Below are 18,413 nucleotides of genomic sequence, written 5' to 3'. Positions count from 1 at the left end.
AAAATCTCCTTTGAAAAACTAAGTTAATAATCACTGGTTTCTTTCATTGTAACCCATCACTAGTGCTACGAAAAATGAGCATAAAAAAAGAACGACTATGATAGTCGTTCTGTAAGATGGGCAGTCAGGGGATCGAACCCTGGACCCACGGATTAAGAGTCCGTTGCTCTGCCAGCTGAGCTAACTGCCCGAATCAAAAGTACATGTATTATATTAGCATGGACTCTTTAAACGTGCAACCTTTTTTTCGAAAAAATTACCCCATTTTCCCTGCGAGGCAGGGGAGCGAATCCGGGACCCTCCAGCAGATGTGATATACTAATCATGATTGAGCAATTGTGTAAGTCTTAATCAATTCCTGTTTTAAAATCGCAAAATTAACGATAGGAGCATTAACAAAATGGCAAAAATACTAGTCGTTGATGACGAAAAACCCATTACAGATATTGAAAAATTTAGTTTAGAAAAAGAAGGTTACGACGTGATCGTTGCCTATGACGGAGAAGAAGCCCTCGCCAAGGTGGAAGACGATCATCCCGACCTAGTGATCTTGGACCTGATGTTACCCAAGATGGACGGATTAGAGGTCGCTAAGGAAATTCGCAAAACCCATGACATGCCGATTATCATGGTCACCGCTAAGGATTCTGAACTTGATAAGGTACTCGGTCTGGAAATTGGGGCGGATGACTACGTCACCAAACCGTTTTCGAACCGGGAGTTAGTGGCCCGGGTGAAAGCTAATTTACGGCGACAATCCGTTGCTAATGAGGCTACGGGACCAGACGATAACGAACAACATGACATTACGATTGGGAACCTAACCATTCATCCTGATTCCTACTCGGTCACAAAAGACGGAGCTCCCGTTGACTTGACCCACCGGGAATTTGAGTTAATTCATTACCTGGCCCAACACAGTGGGCAAGTGATGACGCGGGAACATTTGTTGCAGACGGTGTGGGGTTACGACTACTTCGGAGACGTGCGAACCGTGGACGTTACGGTGCGTCGGTTACGCGAAAAGATTGAAGATGATCCGAGTCACCCGCAGTGGTTAGTGACGAGACGGGGCGTGGGTTACTACGTCAGAGACACACCGGAAGGAAAGTAACCGGGTGAATGATGCTAAAGGAGTAACATGATGGCCCAAAAATGGAAGTTCTTTAAATCCATTCACTTTAAAATTGCGCTGGTCTTCGTGTTAATGATGCTGCTCACGCTGGAAACCGTGGGAGCGGTCTTTGTGCGCCAACTTGAATACCAAAACCTCAACACGTTTAAGGAATCAATTCAACTGAAGCCGTACATTAATACGTCACTTAAAAAACAATTGGCCAGCCGAAATCAGATTAAAGCTAACAAGCAGATTCAAACGATTCTACAGGATGCTGATGTTAGTAACAATGCTGAAGTGACGGTTGTCGATGCCCGCGGTAACATCCGGGGGACCAATCAAAATAACGAACAGTCGTTAGTCGGACAAAAGAATACCGACGGGGACATCAAAACTGCCCTCTATAGTAGTAAAACGATTGAAAAAACGACCTCTAGTAACAATAATCGGTACTACATTCAGGTAAACCCGCTGATTAACAGCTCTAAGAACCAAAATAACATCGAAGGGGTCGTGTACATCCGGGCTAATTTAAGCCAGGTTTACAGAAATATTAATAACATTACGATCATTTACCTGTTTGCGGCGGTGCTGTCGATCATCTTGGGACTCCTGCTAACGTTGATTATTTCGCGTGCAATTACCAAACCAATTGATGAACTAAAGCGGCAAACCGAACAAATTGCCCGGGGGGATTACTCTGGGCACGTGCAGGTTTATGGAAATGATGAGCTGGGTCAACTAGCGCACGCCGTTAATAACCTCTCCGTGCAGGTGGAAGAATCCCAGGAATCAACGGAATCCGAGCGACGCCGACTCGATTCGGTGTTGGATAACATGACGGACGGCGTGGTGGCTACCGACCGGCGGGGGCTGGTCACAATCGTAAATGACGAAGCAATTGAACTGCTAAACACCACGAAACAGGCCGTGGTCGGGCAACCCATTTTGCAGGTCTTAAAGTTAGAGGATCAGTATAATCTGCGGGATTTAATTGAAGACCCGGGTCAGGTTTACTTGGACTTTTCGACGGCGGATCGGCGGTTGATTTTGTCTGCCCATTTTTCGTTGATTCAACGCAAGTCCGGCTTTATCAACGGACTGGTGTGTGTCTTTCATGACGTTACTGCGCAACAAAAGATTGATGAGGATCGGCGGCAGTTTGTTTCAAATGTTTCACACGAACTAAGAACCCCGTTGACCAGTGTGCATTCTTACCTAGAAGCGCTTGCTGACGGTGCTTGGAAGGATCCGGAATTAGCACCGAAATTCTTGCAAGTGACCCAGGACGAAACTGATCGGATGATTCGGATGATTAACGACCTCTTGACCCTGTCGCGGATGGATTCTGGAACCCAGAAGTACGATAGCGAACTGGTTAATATCAATAAAATTTTTAACTACATTCTTGATCGGTTTGACATGATCGTAAAAAACGATGATAAAAAGCATTATCAGATTAAGCGGGAATTTACTAAGCAGGACTTATGGGCAGAAATCGATCCCGATCGCTTTACCCAGGTGATTGATAACATTATGAACAATGCCGTGAAGTACTCACCCGATGGCGGGGTAATTACCTGTCGCCTGTATGAAGACCATAACCGGATTATCCTGAGCATTAGTGATCAAGGACTGGGAATGCCACAGAGTGCCTTAAAACACATCTTTGACCGGTTCTATCGGGTTGATAAGGCACGGTCACGGGCGCAAGGAGGAAGTGGGCTCGGGCTTGCCATTTCGAAGGAAATCATTGAATCATTTGGTGGTTCCATTCGGGTAGAAAGTACGGAAGGCCGCGGTTCGACCTTCTATATCTCACTTCCGTACGAATCAATTGAGGAGGACCTTTGGGATGATGGAGAAGCTTAAACGCTATTTATTACCACTGTCGCTTACGCTGGCCGTCCTAATCAGCGTGGTTTTATCGGTTTCGTTGCTGACGAATCCCGCCCGGTTTAGCAGTAAGACGCACCAGAACCGTTCGGTTGCGCTACACAACGACATGAATTCCCGGCCGTTTCAGGACGTTTATTCCCCGTTACGGGTGGTGAAGACGGATGATCATGAGCACCAACGGATGCTGACGTCTCCCACTACCAACATTGTGGCAGCGTTGGTTAAACAGTTGCGAGGTTCCGAGATGAGCAACCTCAAGCGGGTTAGTAATCATAAGAAGCAACGGTACTTTGACCTGTTAAACCAGCCAGATTCGTTGATGTTGAACTATAACGATGTTTTGGCCGGCCCAGTACTGGGACGGGTGTTAAACCAAGCAGGCCTCTTCTCTAAGCAACAGCGGTTTGAACGAATTGTGATTTCATTGCATGAGCAGGGCAAGATTTACTTTTTTAACGATAATCATTACCAGGTGTACGCAGCGAACATTCGGGACTTGAATCTCAAGCAACTGCAGCGCACCATTACCCATGATGTGGTGAGCAATCGCGTGGAGATTCGTGCTTTGAACAACAAGCCGTTTCTCTACTTTCCACACGAAATTAAACTTAAAGATTACGGTTATATGTTACAAGAACAGTCGCAGTCAACGTATCTAAGCCGAATCATCGGGAACAGCACGGATACAACCGTTAAGCACCACCAGGGGGACACGATTTATTCGTCAGCGAACCAGGATCTGACTTTTACTGCTAATGATGATGTGATTTATAACAACTTTCGGCCGCAAAAATCCGTCAAGACGGAAGCGGATGCTCTTCAAGTTGCTTATCACAATGCGGTCCAACTGGGAGTTCCTTTAGCGTCTTCTCAATTTGATACCTACCAAAACAAGGATAAAACGGTGGTTTACCGGTCCTTTATTGATGGATTCCCGATTTTTGGAAACGAACAACTGGGCAACTACTCGTATCAATTTGTGAACGGCACAACCGAACGGTACCAATTCTCCCTCCGCGATTTTCAAATTCCAGTTCCGACTGAAGAACAACAAACGACCCTGCCAAGTAGTAAGGAGCTTTTGAGTCAGTTAATGAACGCTAACGTTGATATCAAGCGGATTAGTAACGTTCAGCTGGGGTATCAAATTGTTCCAAACGATGATCATAAACTACTGATTCTCTTGCGACCAAGCTGGTTTGTGAAGTATGACAACCAGTGGATTAATTACTTGGATTTGGAGCAGGGCAACTTTGAGAAAGTCCGAAAGGAGAACTTCTAATGAATTTTAAACGAATTCAGGGAATCTTCTTGATTGCTTTTATCGTGATTGACGTGTTCTTGTTCATGATGACCAAGAACAGCAAGGTTCAAGATGACAGCGAAAATGCAGGGAGCGTTAACAGTGCGATTGTCCGGGACATGAAGCGTGATAACATTAAGGTTGGACGCTTGAGTACAACCAAGCAAACCGGCTACTATTTGTCCGCAGAACCGCAAACTCAGTTTGGTGACCGGTTAAATACGTTGAAAAATCAAAGTGCGCGCAATGAAGACGGAGCCATCATCAGTGATTTTAAAAATCCAGTGAAGGTGGATACTCGGCATCCAGAACGGACGTTAAATCGCTTGATGAAACAGCAGGGCTTTGTTCTGGATGCCGACGAGTACCGTTACGATCCGGACCTTTCGAGTGCAACTAAGGTGGTGTATGCCCAGCAAGGCAAGGAAGGCCCCTTTTTCTCGCCGAATGCGCGCATCACCTTTAGCGTCTCAGATCAACACGTGGTGGGTTATAACCAGCGAAAATTAGCAGACGTTAAGATTTTGCACGAAAAGAACGATTTGATCACGGAGGAACGGGCGGTAATTAGTCTGTACCAATACAATGAATTGCCAAACAACACTAAAATTTTATGGAAAAAACTGGCGTATACGCGCTTTTTGGAGCTTAGTGGGAAGGAAGTTTATATTCCAACCTGGGTAATTGCAATCAACAATAAGACCAACTCGCAGGTCCAGATTAAACGAATCAATGCCTTTAACGGAGCCTCAGTTAGCACGGAAAAGGTCCAGGAGCAACAAAATGGAAAAGCAAAAGTAGAAAGCGTGGGGAATTAATGAGTGCGGACGATTTTAAAATTAGCGTGTTGTCAAGTGGTAGTGGTGGAAACTGTACCTATATCGAAACGCCACAACATAAAGTGATTCAAGACGCTGGTTTATCTGGGATTCGGATCAAGCGCTTGATGGAAGGAATCGGAAAGGATCTGAACGATGTTGATACGATGCTCGTGACTCACGAACATACAGATCACGCCAAGGGAGTCGGGATTCTCGCTCGTAAGTACGGGATGAATGTTTACGCCAATGAAGAAACGTGGCGGGCCATGGACGGTAAAATCGGTCCCATCCCAGTGGAGCAAAAATACATTTTTGATCCGGATACAACAGAACTCTGGGGTGATTTGGATGTTGAAAGTTTCACGGTGGCCCACGATGCGGCGCACGCTCAGTTTTATAATTATCACCACAACGGTAAAAGTTTTGTGATTATTACGGATACTGGCTCAGTTTCTGATCATGTAGCCGGGCTAATTCGGAATGCCGATGCGTACTTATTTGAGTGTAATTATGACCCAGAAATGTTGATGAATGGGGACTATTCGTATTCGACGAAACTGCGGATTAATAGCTCCACCGGACACCTTTCGAACCAGGACAGTACGGAAATTTTAATGGACGTAATGGGGCTAAACACCAAACGGATCTTTTTGGCCCACCGAAGTCATCACAATAACACGAAGGCACTAGCTCGTTTAACGGTGGCTTCAATCATGCAAAATAATGGGCTAGGGGTTGGTCGGGACTTTCAGTTGTTTGATACTGACGTCGAAAAACCATCTCCCTTAATTACCTTATAGTCAGTTAGAAAAAAAACGGAGCACGTGGTTGCTCCGTCTTTTTTTCGTGATGCCATTAAAGCACGGCCAAACTGTTAAAAATGATATGGTAGAAGGGAGTTTCTCGTAGCGGTTACTGGCAATAATTACGAACAAAAAAAGTTTCACGACCGAAAAGTTTGGGAAAAATCCTAAGAGAAACTACAAAGGAAATTTTTCGGTGGATAACTTTGTGGATAAAGTTAAGCCTGATGAGAAAATCCCAGAATGATGGGGGAGAAAGCTGGTTGATAAATTGTTTGCAGTTATCCACAGGTGTTGTTGATAAGTTTGGGTAACATTTTTTACTTTTTTAAAAAGGTTGCTATATCAACGTTTCACAGCCTTTTTTCTTGGGTTAACGAACAGATGTTGCTGTGTGAATTGTGGATAACTAAAAAGGCTATTGACAAATTGGAGTTAATCACAGATGGATAAAAAAGTGAGGAAAGGAAAATATTTGTGGTTTTCTGTGGATAACTTTGGGGATAACCTGTTGAAAGGATGAGAGTTATGAACATCAAAGTAGTGGTTGTAGGTAAAATCAAGGAAAAATACTTTACAGCTGCAATTAAAGAATACGAAAAACGCCTCTCGCGCTTTTGTAAATTTTCGCTGGTGGAGGTTCGGGACGAAAAAGCGCCGGAATCTTTAAGTTCCGCTGAAATGGAACAAGTGATGGAGAAGGAGGGGGACCGAATTCTGGCCAAGGTTAGTGATCGGGAGTTTGTGTTTGCACTCGCGATTAAAGGAAAGGAATTAACTTCCGAAGCATTTGCGGCCCAAATCAAAGATTTAACGACTTATGGTCATTCGGATCTCACGTTTATTATCGGTGGGTCACTCGGGTTAGCCCCAGCCGTTTTGCAGCGAGCTGACTTTTCGTTATCCTTTGGAAAATTTACGTTGCCTCATCAATTAATGCGGGTGGTTCTTTGTGAGCAGATTTACCGCGCCTTTATGATTAATAGCAACAGTCCATACCATAAGTAAGAAAGAAGGAAGGAACATGCGCAGAATTAAGCCCCAAATTACGATTAAATGGTGGTGGCTCTTGGTAGTTTTAGTCGTCGGGATGGTAGCCGTTTTACTAACCCACTATGATGCCCCTTTGTATAGTCAGACGGTGGCTGAGGTGCAGCAAGTGAAAAATGGTCCGCGGAGTAAAACGACCGATGAATTTAAAAACGAGGACTACCAGCAAAATCAAACGGTGACCCTCAAAATCTTAAACGGGCGAAAACGGGGGCAAACCCTGCGAATCCAAAATCAGTTTTCGGAATCGAACGCCACGGATCAGGAATACCATCCAGGCCAACAGGTCTTTTTACATCTAAGTGGAAAGACCAAACAGCATAGTGCTAGCCTCATTAATGGTTTTAAGCGGGATACCGTGGTGGTCTTTTTGCTGTGGTTGACCATCAGCTTGCTGTTATTGATTTTGAAGGTGCGCGGATCAATGGCGTTACTTAGTTTGGTCGTGAATGCCTTACTCTTTTTTGTGGTGGTGGAATTAGACGTACGGACCAACTGGAATCCGTTCCTGCTCTTTTCTGGCTTAGCCGTGGTCTTCACGGTGGTTACGGCCCTCTTGATCTTTGGTCGCTCGAAAGAAACGGTTGTGGCAATTATTGCCACGATTCTAGGAACCGCGGCAGCTATTTTGATTGCTTGGATAGTGCTTAATTTGACCCACCAACGGGGAATGAAATTTGAAATGATGGATTATGTGACCCAACAACGCCTTCCGTTGTTCTTTGCGGGAAGCATGATCGGTTCACTAGGAGCGATTATGGATCTTTCTGCTGACATTACCTCGAGTGTCTTTGCCGTTTACCGAGAAAAGCCTATGATGCGCTTTGGAGAATTATTTGGCAACGCCCGTAAAATCGGTCGTTCCATTATGGGTCCGTTAATTAACGTGTTGTTTTTAATCTTTGTGGCCAGTACCTTCCCAATGATGGTGTTGTTCTTAAAGAACGGTAATAGCTGGGGTTATTCTTACTCTATGATTATGTCGTTGGGAATTGTGCAGAGTTTGATTAGTGGGATTGGCATTGCGTTAACGGTTCCCATTACCGGATTGTTAGCCGGCGGAATTTGTGAAATGAAGGTGATTAAATGAGTACGATTAGTGCCTTAGTGCTGGTGTTGTTAGCTGCCATGCTGCTTGCTGGTGGGCGACAGGGGTTTGTTTCGTTTCTAGGACTTTTATTTAACTTTGCCGTGGTGTTTCTCTCCGTAGTCTTAATTTCGTGGGGAATACCATACTTAGTGGTCACGTTGTGTAACGCAGTCATTATTCTGGTGGTTTCGATTTACTTTGGGAATCAACAGGGTCGTAACGCTGACATTGCCTTTGTGACCTCCCTGATTGTAGTCGGATTAGTCATTTTATTAATTATTCCCGTTGAACACTGGGCTCAGGTTCAAGGCTTTGGTCCGGAAAATACGGAAGATTTAGAGGGGATGTCGCTTCAGTTGGGGGTGCGTTTTTTAGACGTTTCCTGCGCGATGACCATTTTAAGCTGTCTGGGGGCAATCGCTGAGGCGGCTGTTGCCGTTGCGACCGGATTAGTGGAACTAGAAGATCATGATGAAAAGATTAGTGATCAACAATTAAAAAGCACTGGAATGCGGGTCGGACAAGAAATTGTGGGGACGGCCTTTAACACGTTATTCTTTGGATTTTACGGCGGATTGTTAGGGCTTTTCATCTGGTTTGCTCGCTTGCACTATACCTTGGGGATGGTTTTGAACGATAAAATTTTTGTAGCAGAGTTCATAATGACGATTATCTCGGCAATCGGCGTGATTCTCACGATTCCGGTTACCATTGGACTGGTGCTACGCCGCAAGCACAAAAAAGTGGCAGAAAATTAAAAGCGAATTCTTTGCAATTAAACTGAGTAAGGGATTACATTAGAACTGATTAAAAGTAAAAGAATGAGTTTAAGCCTTGAAAGCGGTTTCAAGCGGTGCTAAACTTAAGTTATGAAATGGAGGTAAGGATTATGAAAGATGTAAACAAGATTCCTGCTGCAGTTGCCATGGTGAAAGTTCTCGAAGCCTACGGAGTTAAGGATGTTTTTGGTTACCCAGGTGGTTCCATTAACTCAACTCTGCACGCTTTGGACGTTGAAAAGGACAACATTAACTACATTCAAATTCGCCACGAACAAGTTGGTGCTTTAGCTGCCGCTGCGCACGCTAAATTGACCGGACACATTGGAGTGGCCTTTGGGTCTGCTGGTCCTGGTGCCGTGAACCTGTTAAACGGTTTATACGATGCTAAGGAAGATAAAGTTCCCGTTTTGGCATTAGTTGGTCAAGTTGCCCACAATAACATGAACTATGACTACTTCCAGGAATTCCCAGAAGTACCAATGTTTGAAGACGTTTCTGTTTACGATCGAGTAGTAATGACTCCGGAAAGCTTGCCACACGTAGTTGATCAAGCCATCCACGCTGCATATGCTAACAAGGGTGTGGCTGTGGTTGTGATTCCAAACGACTTTGGATTTGCAGAAATTCCAGACGTTCGTTACGATTCAGCTGCTCCAACTTACGCTAAACCAGCTCCAGAACCAGTTGCTACTGACGAAGAAGTTAACGAATTCTTAGCAATGGTTAAGGATGCTAAACGTCCAGTTATCCACGTTGGTCGTGGAATTAAAGCTGGTGGTGATAAGTTAATCGAATTATCAAAGAAACTCCAAATTCCGTTAATCATGGATGGATTGGCTCAGGGTTACGTTGACAAAGGTTACGAAGGAAACATTGGCACTGCCAACCGGGCTGCTTCTAAACCGGCAGATGAAATTTTGGCTACTTCTGACTTAGTAATTGCCATTGGTGGAGACTTTGCCTTTGCTAACAGCGTTTACGCTAGCCATGACTTTAAGTACATTCAAGTTGATAACAACACGATTCAATTAGGTCGGCACCACGCTCCTGACTTGGCCATCTGGTCAGATGCCACTAAGTTTGTGGAAAAGGCTTTGGATCAATCAGAACCAGCTCCAGAAAGCCCATTCTTCAAAGCTGCTGTCGCTGACATGCAAAACTGGAAAGAATACATCAAGAAGATTATGGACAGTGAAGCTGACAGCTTGAGTCCGGCTCAAGTTTACAAACAAATTAACCGGATTTCTGAACCAGATGCTGTGTACTCAGTTGACGTTGGTGACAACATCATCAGTACCTTTAGATACTTGAACTTCAATGACCAAATGAAGTGGGTTATTTCCGCCTTATTTGCAACGATGGGCTCTGGAGTTCCAGGTGCAATTGCTGCTAAATTAGACGAACCTGACAAGCAAGTCTTTAACATCGCTGGTGACGGTGCTTTATCAATGGTAATGCAGGACTTAGTTACGGAAGTTAAGTACAAGTTACCAATCATTAACATCGTGACTCAAAATGGCGACCTAAGCTTCATTAAGGGTGAACAAGAAGACATCGCCATGCAATACTTTGGCTTAGACTTGCAGACCCAAGACTTTGCTGGAATTGCAAAAGCAATGGGCTTAGACGCCGTTCGGGTTTCAAACTACGCTGAATTACCAGCTGCCTTTGATCAAGCTAACGAAGCCGTTAAAGCAGGTCGTCCGTTCTTGATCGACATTATCATTAACGACAAACGGGCCTTACCAGTAGAAGACTTAGTTGTTAAGATTGAAGACGGCAAGGTTTCGGAAACGGTTAGTCCAAACTACCGGATTGATAAAGCAGATCAACAAGCAAAGACGATTGAAGAATTATTTGCCATCTACGATGGAGAAGAACTCTTACCGTTACAACACTACTTTGACGAATTCGGAGTTCAACTTTAATTAACTAGTGACCTCCTAAAACCATAAAAACGCTCCCCAAATTATTTGGGGAGCGTTTTTTGTTGGTTGTATAAAAAATAATTAATATAAAAATTTTATTTTTGCATTAGAAAATATTTGTATAAGAAATTATACAAATATCTCAGAAAGGAAATAAAATTTTTTATGTTGTTTATAATTAGTTTTATTATTACATCGCTAATTTCGTTTATAATAATTAAAAGCAACAATGAAGATTTAAAAAAATTATTGCATTATATATCATTTATAAATTTAAATAATTTTCATTGTTTCATTATTTGAGTGACTTATAAATATCTTTAAAATAATAAATTTCAAAGGATATTACAATTTTGATTAGCTTGATTGATTACTGGCAAAGAGATCTTTTTAATGGATGAAAGTACGGCGGCCTTAGACGAGCAGACGGCCACAGAAATTGAAACGACACTTGTGCACCAACCAGCAATCACATTATTGATGGTGACCCACCACTTGCAACAAAAGATTAGGGAACAGCTGACCAACGTGATTGAGATTAATGCAGAGAGCAATTAAGGGAAAAAGACCTCCATTCTGGGAGGTCTTTTTTTACGGCACTTTGGCTGGGGACGAACTTATACTATAATGGCAGTTAGAAAACGTTCATGAACATCGGACAGAAGGGTCGAAATTGAGATGGTTTTACAGTTTATTTTTTTACTAGCAGCTGGAATCGTGGCGGGGTTAATGGCGACGATTGCCGGATTGGCATCAATTGCCTCCTACCCAGCGCTCCTCATGGTGGGGATTCCACCGGTAATTGCAAACGTCACGAACACGGTTTCCTTGATCTTCACGGGTTTAGGAGCCATTCCAGCTTCACTGAAGGAACTGCACGGTCAATGGCATCGGGCTTTAGGTTACACCATTTTGGCTGTCATTGGGAGTGTGAGCGGGAGTGCCCTCTTATTAGTGGCACCTGCTTCGACCTTTGAAAAGATCGTGCCATTCTTTATCTTAGTAGCTGGAGTAATGCTCCTGCTTTCAGGACGAGGGAAGGAGCTTAAAGAGGAAGAACGCTTACGGCGTGCGGAAATGCATCCCACGCGGCACAAGGTTCTAACCTTGGCTAGTTACCTTGGAATTGTATTAGTGGGTGGTTACCTTGGGTACTTTGGGGCCGCCGGTGGAGTGGTACTCTTAGCGATTTTAGCGGTGATTACCCGGGAAAGTTTTGCTAAGTACAACGCCGTTAAAAACGTGATGACCTTTGCATGTAACATTTGTTCGTCAGCTTACTTTATCATGACGACGACCGTGGCCTGGCATGCAGTGCTGCCGCTGGGCATTGGTTTGTTAATTGGGGGTTACTGTGGTCCAAAGATTGTCCGTCACGTTAACATCAAGTTGCTACGGATTTTAATTGCGATTGCGGCTTTCTTACTCGCTGCAGATTTATTTGTCAAGGCTTACTTTTAAAATGCACCTATGTTAGAATATAAATAATCTGCGCGAGGAGGATTCTTGATGAAGTTATTTTACTGGTTATTATCCCTGTACTGGGTCATTACATTCTTTGTTTTTGTGATGATGCCAGAAGGCATGGGTATGATGGTATCCATGTACATGATGATCTTTGGGATGTTAGCTCACAGCATTGCTTGTGCGTTAGAGCATCGGAAATAAATGAGAGTAACTAAAAAAGCTTTTCTATTCTACATAGAAAAGCTTTTTTAGTTGAAATTAATTACTGCGCACGTTTTTATCCGTTTTCATTTCGTGGCTGACGACCCAAGTAATGAGGGCAGAGCAGAACATGATAATGGCAACGATTAAGTACGGCAGACTGGGATTTTTATCCATTAAAGTTCCGGCAAAAATGGGGCCAGCAATGTTACCAATGCTAGTGAGCGACATGTTAACTCCGTTGATGAGTCCTTGGTTGTTTTTGCCAAATCGGGTTAACAAGGTGGTAATCGCTGGTCGGAGCACGTCGAAGGCGCAAAAGATTAATAAAGTAGCCACGATGACTTCCACGGCCGTGTGGGCAAAGAGCATCCAGAGGATTCCTGCCATACTAATTAAAAAGCAGATCCGAGTTAGTCCAATTTCTCCGACCCAACTGACCAAGCGGTCGAAGAGCACCACCTGTAAGAAGAGGGATCCAATGCCGTTCAAAATTAGTACGAGTGCGATTTGATTAAGGGAGAAGCGGAAGACCTGGTGGACGTACAGGGTGTAGATGCTTTCAAATCCAGCGAGACCAAAGGATGAGACGAGAATCATGAAAAAGAGGGTTAAGATGGATTTATTTAATAGTCGTTTGAGCCCCTTGTCCGTTAAAGAAACGCCATCGACAACGTTTCCGTGACTGCGCTCTTTGACATGACTAGGCATCCCGAGGACAAAGACTAGCGCGGCTATGATTCCAGAAACACCGGCGAACCAGAACGGGGTTTTGTAGCTAAGGTTCGCAAGAACTCCACCAATTCCGGGTCCGATGATGAGCCCCCCACTAAAGGCTGCAGAAATCCAGCCGATGACTCGGGCCCGTTCGCGCTCACTAGAGAGATCGGCTGCCAGTGCCATTGAAGTGGTTCCCACCATGGCAGCCGAAATTCCTCCAATGAGCCGGGAGAGATCAAACCACAAAAGTGAGCCGGCAAGGGCGAAGATGAACTCAGAGAGGGCATACAGTAATAGTCCGGCGGTTAAAATGGGAACCCGACCGATTCGATCGGAAACTCGACCAATCACAGGCGAAAAAAGAAACTGGGTAAAGGCGAACAGAGAGGTCATCATTCCCATTTCCCCAGCCGTTAGATGATACTCTGTCTTGATGAATGGTTCGACGGGAATGACGAGGCTCCAGCCTAAACAGATGATGAAGTTGGCAGCAATGATAATATAGATGGCTCGTCTGGTTTCTTTGCTCATGATGAATCCTCACTTACATAAAAATAGTTACTAAAGTATCATTATACGGCACTTTTGTCGTGTTGAGAAACAAAATGGTTACGAATAATCCGAAAATTGTGTACAATTAAGGGAGATGATTTTACTAAAATCTTAAAGGAGAAAAAGAAATGGCAGGAATTGAACGGTTTTATTCTTTGTTCCAACCAGAACACTATGATTTATTCATTGATGTTAACCGGGAACAAAAGACTATTACAGGAACAACGAAAATTCATGGACATGCCAGCCAAGCCCACATGGCTGTAAATCAAAAGGATTTACAGGTCAGTCAAGTGTTGGCAAATGGAGCAGCAGTTCCGTTTACCACTGATAACGAGGCCGAAGCAATTCGGATTGATTTGCCAGAAGCGGGAGACGTTGACTTAGAAATTAAGTACAGAGCTCCTTTGACAGACACCATGATGGGCATTTATCCATCTTATTACGAAGTTGACGGCGAAAAGAAGCAGGTGGTGGGAACTCAGTTCGAAACGACCTTTGCCCGCCAGGCCTTTCCTGGTATTGATGAACCAGAAGCCAAGGCCACTTTTACTCTGGCACTGAAGTTTGACGAACACGCTGGAGAAACGGTTTTGGCCAACATGCCAGAGGATCACGTAGAAGACGGAGTGCACTACTTTAAACCCACGGTGAAGATGTCAACGTATCTAGTGGCCTTTGCCTTTGGTGACTTGCAAAGCAAGTTAACGACGACTAAGAGTGGGGTTCAAGTGGGGGTTTTTGCAACGAAAGCGCATCAACCAAAGGAATTGGACTTTGCTTTAGACATTGCCAAACGCTCCATTGAATTTTACGAAGACTTCTACCAAACTCCCTACCCACTTCCGCATTCCTGGCAGTTAGCCTTACCTGATTTTTCTGCGGGAGCCATGGAAAACTGGGGTCTGATTACTTATCGGGAAGCTTATTTACTGCTAGATCCCGATAACACTCCGCTGGAAACGAAGGAACTAGTGGCTACAGTGATTGCCCACGAACTAGCTCACCAATGGTTCGGTGACTTAGTAACAATGAAGTGGTGGGACGATTTGTGGTTAAACGAGAGTTTCGCTAACATGATGGAATACGTGGCGATCGACGCGTTACAACCAGACTGGAAGGTTTGGGAAATGTTCCAAACTTCAGAAGTTCCAATGGCGCTCTCGCGTGATGCAACGGATGGGGTGCAATCAGTCCACGTGGAAGTTCACGATCCGGCTGAAATTGACGCTCTCTTTGATGGTGCCATCGTTTACGCCAAGGGAGCGCGGATGCTTGTGATGGTACGGGCTCTCTTAGGAGACGATGCCCTGCGGCAGGGATTACGGCAGTACTTTATTGACCACCAGTATGGGAACGCCGAAGGAAAAGACCTCTGGAAGGCCCTTGGTGATGTCTCTGGTTTAGACATCGGCAAGATTATGAGTTCCTGGTTGGATCAACCTGGGTACCCAGTTATTTCTGTTTCCGTTGCTGACGATGGTCAATTGACTTTGAAGCAACAACAATTCTTTATCGGTGGCGGTGAAGATCAAGGACGCGAATGGCAGATTCCGTTAGATGCAAACTACCAAGCTGCTCCACAAATTATGGCGGACAAGGAAATTAAGCTGGGTGATTATCAAACATTACGCAAGGAAGCCGGAGAACCGTTCCGAGTTAACGTGGGGAACAACTCCCACGTGGTAGTTCAATATGATCAAGCCTTATTAGATGATATTTTAGATCATGTTTCCGCTTTATCGGTCATTGATCAACGCCAATTGTTACAAGACTTACGGTTATTGGCCAGTGCACAACGAGTTTCTTATGCGCGCTTACTGCCATTGTTACGGCAATTTGCTGCAAGCCAGTCTTCCATTGTCAATGCGGAACTATACACGATTGCGAACTCACTGAAGATGTTTGTGACGCCGGGAACGCCAGCAGAGCAAGAACTGCGTGAATTCTTTGGGGAACTCGTGAGCGCCAACATTGAACGCTTGGGATTAGTTCCACGAGCTGGAGAAACGAACGACGACCAAAAGATTCGTCCAATCGTCTTTAATGCTGCTCTGTATGCACAAACTCCAGCTGTGATTGAAAAAGCGCATGCATTATTTACTGAGTACCAAGATCGCTTAGTAAAACTGCCGGCTGATGTACGGGCTTTGATTTTGAAAAATGAAGTACAAAATTATGGCAGCTCAGAACTCTTTGACCAGTTGTTACACGATTATGCTACGACTAGTGAAGTTAACTACCGAGACGACTTAGCGGTTGCCCTTCCACAGGTAACGGATCCACAGTTAGCAGAACGGTTAGTCGGTCAATTTGAAAATGCTGATGTGATTAAGCCACAGGACCTGCGTGCTTGGTACCGGGGATTATTAGCTAATGAGTTAAACCAACAAGTTGCTTGGGATTGGATTCGCAAGGAATGGGATTGGTTGGAAGCAACCGTTGGTGGTGACATGGAATTTGCTACCTTTATTACGGTTACTGCTAACATCTTCCATACTCCGGAACGATTAGCAGAATTTAAAGCGTTCTTTGAACCAAAATTAGGGACGCCTGGATTAGCACGAGAAATTAAGATGGACGTGCGGACCATTGCCGGTAAAGTAGACTTAGTGATGTCAGAACAAGCTGATGTCTTACAAGCATTAAGTGCCAACGTTTAAAAATTAAATCATTGTAAGAGCGACCAAACCTGGAATTGGATTCGGTCGCTCTTTTTTTGACTTTTTTTGACTAAAAGTATTGACATTCATAAATAGAGACAGTATAGTTAAACATGTTCGTTACGAGCGATGCAATTTGAGTTTCATTTATTTGATTTAAATTTAAATAAGTGCTTGACATGATTGCTCAAACGAGATATTATTATTTGTGCGCTGAAGAGTGCTGAAGTAGTTCTTTGAAAACTGAACAAGATTTTGATTACAAAAAGTGTAAGGAATTTTTAAACTAGTGTTTAAAAATTAAACATTTGCGAAGTCAATTCGCTTAATTAACAAATAAAGTAGAGCTAGTAAAGTTCTCATTTAAAATGAGAGTTTGATCCTGGCTCAGGACGAACGTTGGCGGCGTGCCTAATACATGCAAGTCGAACGAGGTCTCCTAAATGATATGACGTGCTTGCACTGAGTTGACTTTAGATCGGACCGAGTGGCGAACTGGTGAGTAACACGTGGGTAACCTGCCCAGAAGTAGGGGATAACACCTGGAAACAGATGCTAATACCGTATAACAACTAAAACCGCCTGGTTTTAGTTTGAAAGCTGGCCTTGGTGCTAGTGCTTTTGGATGGACCCGCGGCGTATTAGCTAGTTGGTGAGATAATAGCTCACCAAGGCGATGATACGTAGCAGACCTGAGAGGGTAATCTGCCACAATGGGACTGAGACACGGCCCATACTCCTACGGGAGGCAGCAGTAGGGAATCTTCCACAATGGACGCAAGTCTGATGGAGCAACGCCGCGTGAGTGAAGAAGGGTTTCGGCTCGTAAAACTCTGTTGTTAGAGAAGAACGACTGTGAGAGTAACTGCTCACGGCGTGACGGTATCTAACCAGAAAGTCACGGCTAACTACGTGCCAGCAGCCGCGGTAATACGTAGGTGGCAAACGTTGTCCGGATTTATTGGGCGTAAAGCGAGCGCAGGCGGTTTTTTAAGTCTGATGTGAAAGCCTTCGGCTTAACCGAAGAAGTGCATCGGAAACTGGGAAACTTGAGTGCAGGAGAGGACAGTGGAACTTCATGTGTAGCGGTGAAATGCGTAGATATATGAAGGAACACCAGTGGCGAAGGCGGCTGTCTAGTCTGTATCTGACGCTGAGGCTCGAAAGCATGGGTAGCAAACAGGATTAGATACCCTGGTAGTCCATGCCGTAAACGATGAATGCTAGGTGTTGAGAGGTTTCCGCCTCCCAGTGCCGAAGCTAACGCATTAAGCATTCCGCCTGGGGAGTACGACCGCAAGGTTGAAACTCAAAGGAATTGACGGGGACCCGCACAAGCGGTGGAGCATGTGGTTTAATTCGATGCTACGCGAAGAACCTTACCAGGTCTTGACATCTTCTGTTAGCCTAAGAGATTAGGTGTCCCCTTCGGGGGCAGAATGACAGGTGGTGCATGGTTGTCGTCAGCTCGTGTCGTGAGATGTTGGGTTAAGTCCCGCAACGAGCGCAACCCTTGTCTTTAGTTGCCAGCATTCAGTTGGGCACTCTAGAGAGACTGCCGGTGATAAACCGGAGGAAGGTGGGGATGACGTCAAATCATCATGCCCCTTATGACCTGGGCTACACACGTGCTACAATGGACGGTACAACGAGTTGCGAAACCGCGAGGTCAAGCTAATCTCTTAAAGCCGTTCTCAGTTCGGATTGCAGGCTGCAACTCGCCTGCATGAAGTTGGAATCGCTAGTAATCGTGGATCAGCATGCCACGGTGAATACGTTCCCGGGTCTTGTACACACCGCCCGTCACACCATGAGAGTTTGTAACACCCAAAGTCGGTTGGATAACCTTTTGGAGTCCGCCGCCTAAGGTGGGACAGATGATTAGGGTGAAGTCGTAACAAGGTAGCCGTAGGAGAACCTGCGGCTGGATCACCTCCTTTCTAAGGAATAATACGGAACCTTACACCGATCAAAGTCTTGTTTAGTTTTGAGAGAACTGCTCTCATAAGTTACTATC

General features: G+C 44.6%; 14 protein-coding genes, 1 tRNA gene and 1 rRNA gene. 14 read left to right on the top strand and 2 right to left on the bottom strand.

All coding sequences use genetic code 11. The annotated features are described in order from the left end of the window. Positions 1-117: 117 nt before the first annotated feature. Positions 118-190, bottom strand: a tRNA-Lys gene (locus M3M39_RS01210). Between the two features lie 210 nt (positions 191-400). Between M3M39_RS01210 and yycF the strand changes: the two genes are divergently transcribed. The 12 genes from yycF to M3M39_RS01150 all read left to right on the top strand — a co-directional run bounded on the left by yycF (position 401) and on the right by M3M39_RS01150 (position 12,461). Then, on the top strand, positions 401-1,114 hold the full coding sequence (gene yycF / locus M3M39_RS01205) for a response regulator YycF (RefSeq protein ID WP_252797420.1): 714 nt from the start codon (positions 401-403) through the stop codon (positions 1,112-1,114). Between the two features lie 30 nt (positions 1,115-1,144). Next, the gene (gene walK, locus M3M39_RS01200) at positions 1,145-2,989 is read left to right on the top strand and encodes a cell wall metabolism sensor histidine kinase WalK (protein ID WP_252797419.1); all 1,845 of its coding nucleotides are present in this window, start codon (positions 1,145-1,147) and stop codon (positions 2,987-2,989) included. Then, the gene (locus M3M39_RS01195) at positions 2,973-4,298 is read left to right on the top strand and encodes a YycH family regulatory protein (protein ID WP_252797418.1); all 1,326 of its coding nucleotides are present in this window, start codon (positions 2,973-2,975) and stop codon (positions 4,296-4,298) included. Before walK ends, M3M39_RS01195 begins: the two co-directional genes overlap by 17 nt. Then, positions 4,298-5,137, top strand: coding sequence for a two-component system regulatory protein YycI (locus M3M39_RS01190; protein ID WP_252797417.1), 840 nt, complete (start codon positions 4,298-4,300; stop codon positions 5,135-5,137). Before M3M39_RS01195 ends, M3M39_RS01190 begins: the two co-directional genes overlap by 1 nt. Further along, the gene (locus M3M39_RS01185; RefSeq protein WP_252797416.1) at positions 5,137-5,940 is read left to right on the top strand and encodes an MBL fold metallo-hydrolase; all 804 of its coding nucleotides are present in this window, start codon (positions 5,137-5,139) and stop codon (positions 5,938-5,940) included. The genes M3M39_RS01190 and M3M39_RS01185 overlap by 1 nt, the downstream gene beginning before the upstream one ends. 531 nt (positions 5,941-6,471) lie before the next feature. Next, positions 6,472-6,951 (top strand): 23S rRNA (pseudouridine(1915)-N(3))-methyltransferase RlmH, encoded by a 480-nt coding sequence (rlmH, locus tag M3M39_RS01180; protein WP_252797415.1) that lies wholly within the window; start codon positions 6,472-6,474, stop codon positions 6,949-6,951. A 16-nt stretch (positions 6,952-6,967) separates the two neighbouring features. Further along, positions 6,968-8,083 (top strand): YibE/F family protein, encoded by a 1,116-nt coding sequence (locus tag M3M39_RS01175; protein WP_252797414.1) that lies wholly within the window; start codon positions 6,968-6,970, stop codon positions 8,081-8,083. Further along, a complete protein-coding gene (locus M3M39_RS01170) occupies positions 8,080-8,841 on the top strand; it encodes a YibE/F family protein (protein WP_252797413.1) in 762 nt (253 codons plus the stop codon). The genes M3M39_RS01175 and M3M39_RS01170 overlap by 4 nt, the downstream gene beginning before the upstream one ends. Before the next feature lie 131 nt (positions 8,842-8,972). Further along, entirely contained in the window at positions 8,973-10,793 is a 1,821-nt protein-coding gene (gene spxB / locus M3M39_RS01165) for a pyruvate oxidase (RefSeq protein ID WP_252797412.1), read from the top strand. A gap of 393 nt (positions 10,794-11,186) precedes the next feature. Then, a complete protein-coding gene (locus tag M3M39_RS01160) occupies positions 11,187-11,351 on the top strand; it encodes a hypothetical protein (protein WP_252797411.1) in 165 nt (54 codons plus the stop codon). 120 nt (positions 11,352-11,471) lie between these two features. Then, positions 11,472-12,254: a sulfite exporter TauE/SafE family protein gene (locus M3M39_RS01155; protein WP_252797410.1), complete on the top strand. Its 783-nt coding sequence runs from the start codon at positions 11,472-11,474 to the stop codon at positions 12,252-12,254. A 48-nt stretch (positions 12,255-12,302) separates the two neighbouring features. Further along, entirely contained in the window at positions 12,303-12,461 is a 159-nt protein-coding gene (locus M3M39_RS01150; protein WP_252797409.1) for a hypothetical protein, read from the top strand. Between the two features lie 57 nt (positions 12,462-12,518). On the opposite strand, the gene M3M39_RS01145 is transcribed toward M3M39_RS01150, so the two are convergent. Next, entirely contained in the window at positions 12,519-13,712 is a 1,194-nt protein-coding gene (locus M3M39_RS01145) for an MFS transporter (protein WP_252797408.1), read from the bottom strand. A gap of 149 nt (positions 13,713-13,861) precedes the next feature. On the opposite strand from M3M39_RS01145, the gene M3M39_RS01140 reads away from it, so the two are divergent. After that, positions 13,862-16,396, top strand: a complete 2,535-nt coding sequence (locus M3M39_RS01140; RefSeq protein ID WP_252797407.1) for a M1 family metallopeptidase — start codon at positions 13,862-13,864, stop codon at positions 16,394-16,396. A 364-nt stretch (positions 16,397-16,760) separates the two neighbouring features. Beyond that, positions 16,761-18,336, top strand: a 16S ribosomal RNA gene (locus tag M3M39_RS01135). Positions 18,337-18,413: the final 77 nt, after the last annotated feature.

It is taken from the genome of Fructilactobacillus hinvesii (assembly GCF_024029435.1).
Taxonomy (GTDB): Bacteria; Bacillota; Bacilli; order Lactobacillales; family Lactobacillaceae; genus Fructilactobacillus; species Fructilactobacillus hinvesii.
This window is presented reverse-complemented; position numbering and strand designations above follow the sequence as displayed.